This is a genomic window from Ilumatobacter sp., assembly GCF_030065885.1.
GTDB lineage: Bacteria > Actinomycetota > Acidimicrobiia > Acidimicrobiales > Ilumatobacteraceae > Ilumatobacter.
The window spans coordinates 1-7,327 of the sequence record NZ_JASJCS010000179.1 but is presented as its reverse complement, the minus strand read 5'-3'; the positions used below and the strand labels follow the sequence as shown (position 1 = coordinate 7,327).

At 70.1% G+C, this 7,327-nt stretch carries 9 protein-coding genes and 1 pseudogene; 7 read left to right on the top strand and 3 right to left on the bottom strand.

From position 1 onward, the window contains the following. Positions 1-772: pseudogene (locus tag QNJ12_RS22975) on the top strand (hypothetical protein); the annotation flags it as partial. 135 nt (positions 773-907) lie between these two features. Next, positions 908-1,222 carry an antibiotic biosynthesis monooxygenase gene (locus QNJ12_RS22970; RefSeq protein ID WP_300626334.1) on the top strand — a complete coding sequence of 105 codons (315 nt, stop codon included), beginning with the start codon at positions 908-910 and terminating at the stop codon, positions 1,220-1,222. Position 1,223: 1 nt separating this feature from the next. Here QNJ12_RS22970 and QNJ12_RS22965 read toward each other — a convergent pair whose 3' ends face one another. Further along, positions 1,224-1,862 (bottom strand): dienelactone hydrolase family protein, encoded by a 639-nt coding sequence (locus tag QNJ12_RS22965; RefSeq protein ID WP_300626332.1) that lies wholly within the window; start codon positions 1,860-1,862, stop codon positions 1,224-1,226. Positions 1,863-1,983: 121 nt separating this feature from the next. Here QNJ12_RS22965 and QNJ12_RS22960 point away from each other — a divergent pair, with 121 nt between their 5' ends. After that, positions 1,984-2,298, top strand: a complete 315-nt coding sequence (locus tag QNJ12_RS22960; protein ID WP_300626330.1) for a helix-turn-helix transcriptional regulator — start codon at positions 1,984-1,986, stop codon at positions 2,296-2,298. Continuing rightward, positions 2,295-2,696: an ArsI/CadI family heavy metal resistance metalloenzyme gene (locus QNJ12_RS22955; RefSeq protein ID WP_300626329.1), complete on the top strand. Its 402-nt coding sequence runs from the start codon at positions 2,295-2,297 to the stop codon at positions 2,694-2,696. Before QNJ12_RS22960 ends, QNJ12_RS22955 begins: the two co-directional genes overlap by 4 nt. A 51-nt stretch (positions 2,697-2,747) precedes the next feature. On the opposite strand, the gene recO is transcribed toward QNJ12_RS22955, so the two are convergent. Together recO and QNJ12_RS22945 are read right to left on the bottom strand one after the other, a co-directional pair. Beyond that, positions 2,748-3,476, bottom strand: a complete 729-nt coding sequence (gene recO, locus QNJ12_RS22950; protein ID WP_300626327.1) for a DNA repair protein RecO — start codon at positions 3,474-3,476, stop codon at positions 2,748-2,750. 48 nt (positions 3,477-3,524) lie between these two features. Next, on the bottom strand, positions 3,525-4,100 hold the full coding sequence (locus QNJ12_RS22945; protein WP_300626325.1) for an undecaprenyl diphosphate synthase family protein: 576 nt from the start codon (positions 4,098-4,100) through the stop codon (positions 3,525-3,527). A gap of 43 nt (positions 4,101-4,143) precedes the next feature. On the opposite strand from QNJ12_RS22945, the gene uppS reads away from it, so the two are divergent. The 3 genes from uppS to QNJ12_RS22930 form a co-directional block, all read left to right on the top strand. Continuing rightward, complete coding sequence (gene uppS, locus QNJ12_RS22940; RefSeq protein WP_300626323.1) at positions 4,144-4,872, top strand: polyprenyl diphosphate synthase; 729 nt, start codon at positions 4,144-4,146, stop codon at positions 4,870-4,872. Continuing rightward, entirely contained in the window at positions 4,869-6,770 is a 1,902-nt protein-coding gene (locus QNJ12_RS22935; RefSeq protein WP_300626322.1) for an ATP-dependent DNA helicase, read from the top strand. The genes uppS and QNJ12_RS22935 overlap by 4 nt, the downstream gene beginning before the upstream one ends. A 23-nt stretch (positions 6,771-6,793) precedes the next feature. Then, positions 6,794-7,327 (top strand): enoyl-CoA hydratase-related protein (locus QNJ12_RS22930; protein ID WP_300626320.1); only part of this gene is annotated, 534 nt, incomplete at its 3' end.

Here is a 7,327-nt window from a genome sequence, read left to right as displayed (position 1 = left end):
GGCCGACGAACCGACGCCCACGTTGCCGGGCACGCCGCCGACGCGGCCGACCGCGAACGTCACGATCGCACCGACCATCGCCGTTGCGGTGGACCCTCCGGTGACGGTTCCTCCGATCATCGGGACGCCGGTCGTGCTGACGTGTCCGTTCGGGGGCGATCTGCCCGGCAACGCCACGTCGATGGAGACGCTGCTCGTCGACCTCGACGACGACGGCCAGAGCGACACGGTGACCAGCTACTTCGTGGCACTCGGGGACAGCGCCGGCTGGCGGCTCCGTGCCGAGCTGGCCGGGGGCCCCACCAGCGACGTCCCGATCGAGGGCGTCAGCGGCGTCGGAGTTGCCCAGGTGCTCGGCGGCGTGCAGGTCGACTTCGACATCGCGGACCCCGACACGTTCGAGCGTGAGCTCCTCGTACGAGCCGGTGCGAACGCATCCGGCGTCAACCTCGCGGTGTTCGGGATCGATGCGAGTGGGTGCCTGTTCCGCTTCGAGGACGGCGCGGGCGACGACCTCGTGCTCCCCGTGCACGGGTCCATCGGCGTCAAGAGCGGAGTGATGTGCGACAACATCGACGGCACTGCGTTCCTGGCCCGGCTCGAAGCCGAGCACACCCAGGACAGCCACTACGCCGCGACATGGACGGCGCTCGACCGAGACGGCGATGCCCTCGTCGACGGGGCCCTGCTCGCCTACGACATCGACGCCGGCACCCAGGCCGGCTGGCTCGACCAGTTCGGCGACGTCAACTGCGCCGGCATCGAGCTCTGACCCTCCCTGGCGGGAACCGGCTCCGGCCGGCTGCCGTTCCGACGCAGCCGGCCGGGGCCTGGAGGCTCGTCACCGTTGCCCGACCGTGGCCACGACTCGCGACCCTTGGGGATCAGCATGCGACACTTGATCGCCATGGAACGGATCGCGCCGAGCTGCTTCACGGTCACCACGGTCGTCCCGGTCGAGCCGGAGTCGATCGACGATCTGGCACGGCTCTTCGACGACACGAACCGTGCGCTCGTCGCCGAACACGACGACTGGCTCGGCGCCTGGTTCACCGCCGACCGTGCGACCAACCGGGTGACCGTGATTGCACGGTGGCGCGACCCGGCGTCGTATCAGCGCCTCCGCGAGAGCGCCGAGTTCCGGACCGTCATGGAGCGGTTCGAGACGAGGTTCACCGGCCCCCCGACCGTCACCATCAACGAAGTCCTCGTCGAGATGTAGCTCAGCCGACCCGGTCGAGCAGCGCCAGCGTCCGCGAGAGGATCTGCGCGGCAGCCTCGGGCTCGTAGTCGCCGGTGCTCGGATCCGCCACGAGGTGACCCGAACCCGGGTACCGGAAGAGCTCACCACCCGATGCCGCCACCAGCTCGCCGGCGGCGTCGAGATCGTCGGCCGCCCACGGGTCCTCCTCCGAGAAGTGCAGCTGGAGATCGACACCGTCGGGCCAGCCGTCGCCGAACACCGACAGCGGGATCGCCGAATGGCAGAGCACGGCGGCGACGACACCGTTGCGAGTCTGCGCGAGCTTCTGGGCCGGCAGCACGCCGAGCGAGAAACCGACGACGGCGAGGCGCTCGGGCAGCACGTCGGCGCACGCTGCGCCGCGGTCTGCGATGACCTCGAACCCGATCTGCTCGGCGTGCACGACCCCTGCGTCGAGCGAGTCGAACGTCATGCCGTCGAAGAGGTCGGGCGTCGTCACGGCGTGCCCGGCACGACGCAGCTCGTCGGCGAAGGCCCGCACGCCGTCGGTCAGCCCGAGCGCATGGTGGAACAGGAGCACGTCGGTCATCGGCACAGGGTCCTCGGGTGTCGTTCGGCTCGCCGGATCCGTCGAGCAGAGCCACGGCCGACCGACCATAGCGCAGGAACGCTTCGCGGAGCTCCAGGCGCCCGCCAGGCCCCGCTGCGAGTTGCGCCGCGCGTCTGCGCCTGTCGAGCGGCTTGACGCTCAGTCCCTCATCGTTTATCGTCGATGAACGATGAATGCCATCGAGACGGGGATCGGCGGGGCTCGGGCGATCGAGTTCGCGGCGTGGTTCCGGTGCCTGTCCGACCCGACACGGGTCCGGATCCTCAGCGTCGTCGCCCGCGCTGCCGGGCCGCTCACGGTCGGCGAGATCGTCGACGCCGTCGGGAGGAGTCAGTCGACCGTCTCGAAGCACCTGCACGTGCTCGCCGAGGAACGGTTCGTGTTCTGCGAACCCGACGGCATCCGCACGCTCGTCACCGCCAACCAGAGCTGCATGACGGCCCTGCCCGACGCAGCATCGGAGATCATGGGAGTCAGCGAATGAAACGAATGCACATCGGGCTCGACGTCGAGGACCTCGACGAGTCGGTCGCGTTCTACACGCGGCTGTTCGGCCGGCCGCCCGCGCTGCAGCGGGATGGGTACGCCAAGTGGATGCTCGACGACCCGCTGCTCAACTTCGCCATCAACACCACCGACCGCAACACCCGAGGTGTGAGCCATCTCGGCATCCAGGTCGAGTCCAACGACGAGCTCGACGAGGTGCGCGCGACGTGGGACGAGCGCGGCTTCGACCGGGCCGACCAGGACGACCTCGTGTGCGGCTACCAGCGCCAGGACAAGTCGTGGGTCCACGACCCGCAACAGATGCCGTGGGAGGTCTTCGTGACCCACGGCGTCGAGGACGACTACGGCACCAACGAGATGCCCGACCCGACCTGAGCACAGCAGCCTCCGAGGCATCGAGCGGCCGGCTCGACTCGGTGGAGCGCGCTAGTGCTGTTCGAACATGGCGACTGCCTTGAGGCGGCGTTCGATGTGGTGTTCGAGCGCTCGGGTCGCCAGCGCACCGACCTCGTGGGTGGCCGGCGACTCCTCCAGTGCCAGCGCCTCGTTGAGGCGGCCGCCGAGGATGTCGCGCATGATCCGGAGGGCTGCCGGCGAGATCGATGCACCGGTTCGACAGGCGCGGCAGAGCGCACCGCCCTCGTTGAGGTCGAAGGCGACGAGCTGCGTCTCGGGCTCGGACTCGCCGCACCGTACGCAGGCGTCGAGGTGCGGTTCGAGCCCCTCTGCGGCGAGCAGCTTCCAGTAGAACGCCGGTACGTTCAGCGGCGCCGGGCGCTCGGCGATCGTGCGCAGCACGCCGACCGCCATGCGGTACAGCTGGGGATTCGGTTCGCGTTCGAGACCGAGCTGGTCGACGGCTTCGATCGCCGCCATGCCTTGCGACGCCCGATCGAGCGACGACAACAGCGGCGAGAGCGGCTCGACCGACTCGGCCTGGCTCACGATGTCGAGCTCGCGGCCCCGGTAGAGCAGGAGCCGCACGTGGCTCATCGGTTCGAGCCGTGCACCGAACTTCGACTTCGTCTTGCGCACACCCTTGGCCACGGCGCGGACCTTGCCGTTCTCGGCCGTCATGACGACGACGATCCGGTCCGACTCGCCGAGCTTGTACGTGCGGAGCACGACCCCGACGTCGCGATAGAGCTCACTCATGCGAACTCACCGTCGTGGCCCCCGCCGGACGCTCATGGGTGCCGACGGTCACTCGTCGAGGCCGCCGAAGCGGCGGCGCCGGTTGGAGAAGTCGGCGACGGCGTCAGCCACGTCGTCGGCGCGCAGCTCGGCCCACGTGATCGGGAGGAACACCAGCTCGGCGTAGGCGAGCTCCCAGACGAGCGACGGTGGCAGCTGGGTGGGCGGACCGAGCACGACGACGAGATCGGGCTCGGAGTCCGCCGGCTCGTACAGCGACGCGACCACCGTCGCCTCGTTCACCTCGTCGTCCGGATCGAGGCGCTGCATCGCCTCGGCGAATCGTTGACGGCCGTCGCCGCAGGGGTCGACGATGACCTCGCAGCCGTCGACCAGGTGTGTCCAGAGCTTGAGGTCGCTGGCCGCGTCGGGGCCGGATTCGTACGCCCGAAGCGTGAGCCACTGGACCCCGAGACCGGCGCAGAAGCGGCCGAGTTCGTCGACCCTGGCCTGCCACGTCGAGTCGTCGAGGTCGGCCCAATCGCACAGCGTGCCACCGACCACGAGCACGTGGCGCAGCGACGAGTTGGGCTGGCGGTCCTGCGCCACGGCACCGCTCGACTCGGGCATCGCTCGATCGCTCACTTCCCCATTCTCCCACGTCGCCGGTCGCTAACGTGGCAGATCTGTGAGCACCACGACCGGCGACGTCGCCGCTGCGACGACCGCCTCCTCCCCCGGCGACCACCCCGGCACCGGTCATCCCCTCCACATCGCCTGCATCATGGACGGCAACGGTCGCTGGGCAGCCCGTCGAGGGTTGCCGCGCACGGCGGGCCACACCGAGGGCGAGGAGAACCTCGCCCGCATCGTGCGCCTCGCCGTGCAGCGCGACATCGGCTGGTTGACCGTCTTCGGCTTCTCCACCGAGAACTGGGTACGACCACGAACCGAGGTCCGCCACATCCTCGGACTGCACGAGCGGCTGTTCGGCCGCATCAACGAGCTCAACGACCTCGACGTCCGCGTCCAGTGGATCGGCCGCCCGTTCGACAGCCCGTCGGCTCGCACGCCGAAGTACGTCCAGCGTGCGATCCGCAAGGCCATCGCCGACACCGCCGACAACACCGGCATGCTGCTCACCGTGGCGTTCGACTACGGCGGGCGGAACGAGCTGATGAGCGCCGTTCGGGCGGTCCGAGCAGCCGACCAACCCATCACACCGGCCACGATCGACGAGCACCTCTACCTGACCGAGCTGCCGCCGGTCGACGTGTTGGTGAGGACCAGCGGCGAGCTGCGGGTCTCGAACTTCCTGCTCTGGCAGAGCGCCGGCTCGAAGATCCACTTCACCGACACCGCCTGGCCGGACTTCGACGCCCACGACCTCGACGCCGCGATCGCCCTCGTTCGATGACCGAGCCTTCGGCAGCGTCGGCCGCCGCTGTCGCTGCGCTCGACGCCGTCACCGCCGCACTCCCCGCCGCCGAGGTCCGCGACGGGCAGCGCGAGATGACCGAGCGGGTCGCGTCCGCCATCGACGAGGGCCGGCACCTCGTCGTGCAGGCGGGTACCGGCACCGGCAAGACGCTCGCCTACCTCGTCCCCGCCATCGCAGCGGGCAAGCGGACGATCGTCGCCACGGCGACGAAGGCGCTCCAGGACCAGCTCGCCACGAAGGACCTGCCGTTCCTCGCCGAGCATCTCGCCGAGCACGACGTCGACTTCGACTGGGCGGTGCTGAAGGGCCGCAGCAACTACGTCTGCCTCCAACGGCTCCGCGAGATGGCCCAGCCCGACCAGGGGCAGCTCGAGCTCGAGGAGATGTCGGCGATCACCAAGCTCGAGATCAAGAAGATCGCCGAGTGGGTCGGTGAGAGCGCGACCGGCGACCAGGCCGAGCTCGAGTGGAACCCGAGCGACACGACGTGGCGAGCGGTGAGCGTCGGCTCCGACGAGTGCCCCGGCGCCGATCGGTGCCCGATGGGCCAGGAGTGCTTCGCCGAGCTCGCCCGCCGGCGGGCGCAGGCCTCCGACGTCGTGGTCGTCAACACCTACCTCTACGGGCTGCACGTCGGCAGCGGCGGAGCGATCCTGCCCGAGCACGACGTCGTGGTGTTCGACGAGGCCCACGGGCTGGAAGACATCATGAGCGACACGGTCGGCGTCGAGATCGCGCCCGGGCGCTTCGTCACCGTCGGCGCCACGATCCGCCGGTTCCTCGACGATCCCGAGCTGGTCGGCTCGATCACCGAGTTGGCGTCCGCGCTGCGCGACGTCCTCGGCGAGCACACGGGCCAGCGGCTCGACGTCCCGCTCCCCCCGGACATCACCGACGTCCTCGAGGACGCGCAGCTGCGGTTGACGCGAGTCGGCGAGGCCGTCCAGCAGATCGAGACGAGCATCGAGGACGCCCAGCAGCGCAAGCTGCGCGCCCAACGCATGATCACCCGATCGATGGAGTCGGTCACCGCGGCGCTCACCGCCGGCGACGCGACCGTGCCGTTCGTCTCGGGACGACCCGAATCGCCGCGGCTCGAGATCGCGCCGCTCGACGTCGGACCCACCCTGGCGGCCGGCGTCTGGGCCGAGCACACCGCCGTGCTCACCAGCGCCACGATCCCGTCGTCACTCGGGCACCGGGTCGGGCTGCCCGACGGGGAGTACACCGAGATCGACGTCGGCAGCCCGTTCGACTACGAGTCCCAGGCGCTCCTGTACTGCGCCATGCATCTGCCGCAACCTCGGTCGCCGAAGTTCCGGGCCGACGTCGCCGACGAGCTGATCGCGCTGATCCAGGCGGCGGGCGGCCGGACGCTCGCGCTCTTCACGAGCTGGGCCGCGATGGATGCCGCCGTCGACGCGGTGCGCGACGAGGTCGACGTCCCGATCCTCACCCAGCGAGATCTCCCCAAACCCGCCCTCGTCAAGCAGTTCAGCGAATCCGAGGAGACCTGCCTCTTCGCGACGACCGGGCTCTTCCAAGGGGTCGACGTGCCGGGCAGGACGCTGTCGCTCGTCGTCATCGACAAGCTGCCTTTTCCGCGGCCCGACGACCCGTTGCTGTCCGCCCGACGCGAGCAACTCGGGCCGGCGGCGTTCGGCGAGATCGACATCCCGCGTGCCGCCACGCTGCTCGCGCAGGCGGCCGGTCGGCTGATCCGTTCGACGAGCGACCGTGGCGTCGTCGCCGTGCTCGATCCACGGCTCGGCACGGCGCGCTACCGCTGGGACATCGTGAACGCCCTGCCACCGATGAAGCGAACGCGCGAACGCAAGGACGTCGAGGCGTTCCTCCGGGAACTCCACGGCTGAGCAACCGGGCTACCGTCGGCCGCATGGCAGACGTCGTCCACATCGATCTCGCCGACGGCATCGCCACGATCACCCTCGACTCGCAGCACAACCGCAACGCCTTGTCGAACCAACTCGTCGGCGAGCTCGGCGATCGGCTCGCCCAGGCCGAGGCGGCCGGCGCCCGAGCCGTCGTACTCCGCCACGAAGGCCCCGCGTTCTGCGCCGGCGCCGACCTGAAGGAGCGGGCGGCATCGACCGGCCCGCTCGACTCGACGCCGACGGTGTCGGTCATGCGACGGCTGATGGAGACGCCGAGGCCCACGATCGCCGCCGTCGACGGGGCCGTCCGCGCCGGCGGCATCGGCCTGATGGCGTCCTGCGACCTCGTCGTCGTCGACCGGTCGGTCTCGTTCGCGCTGACCGAGGTGCGGATCGGCGTCGCCGCGGCGATCATCTCGGTCCCGATCCTGCAGCGCGTTCCGGCCGGCAAGATCGCCGCCGCGATGCTCACCGGCGAACCGTTCGACGCCGAGCACGCCCGCGAGATCGGACTCGTCACCCACGTCACCGACGAC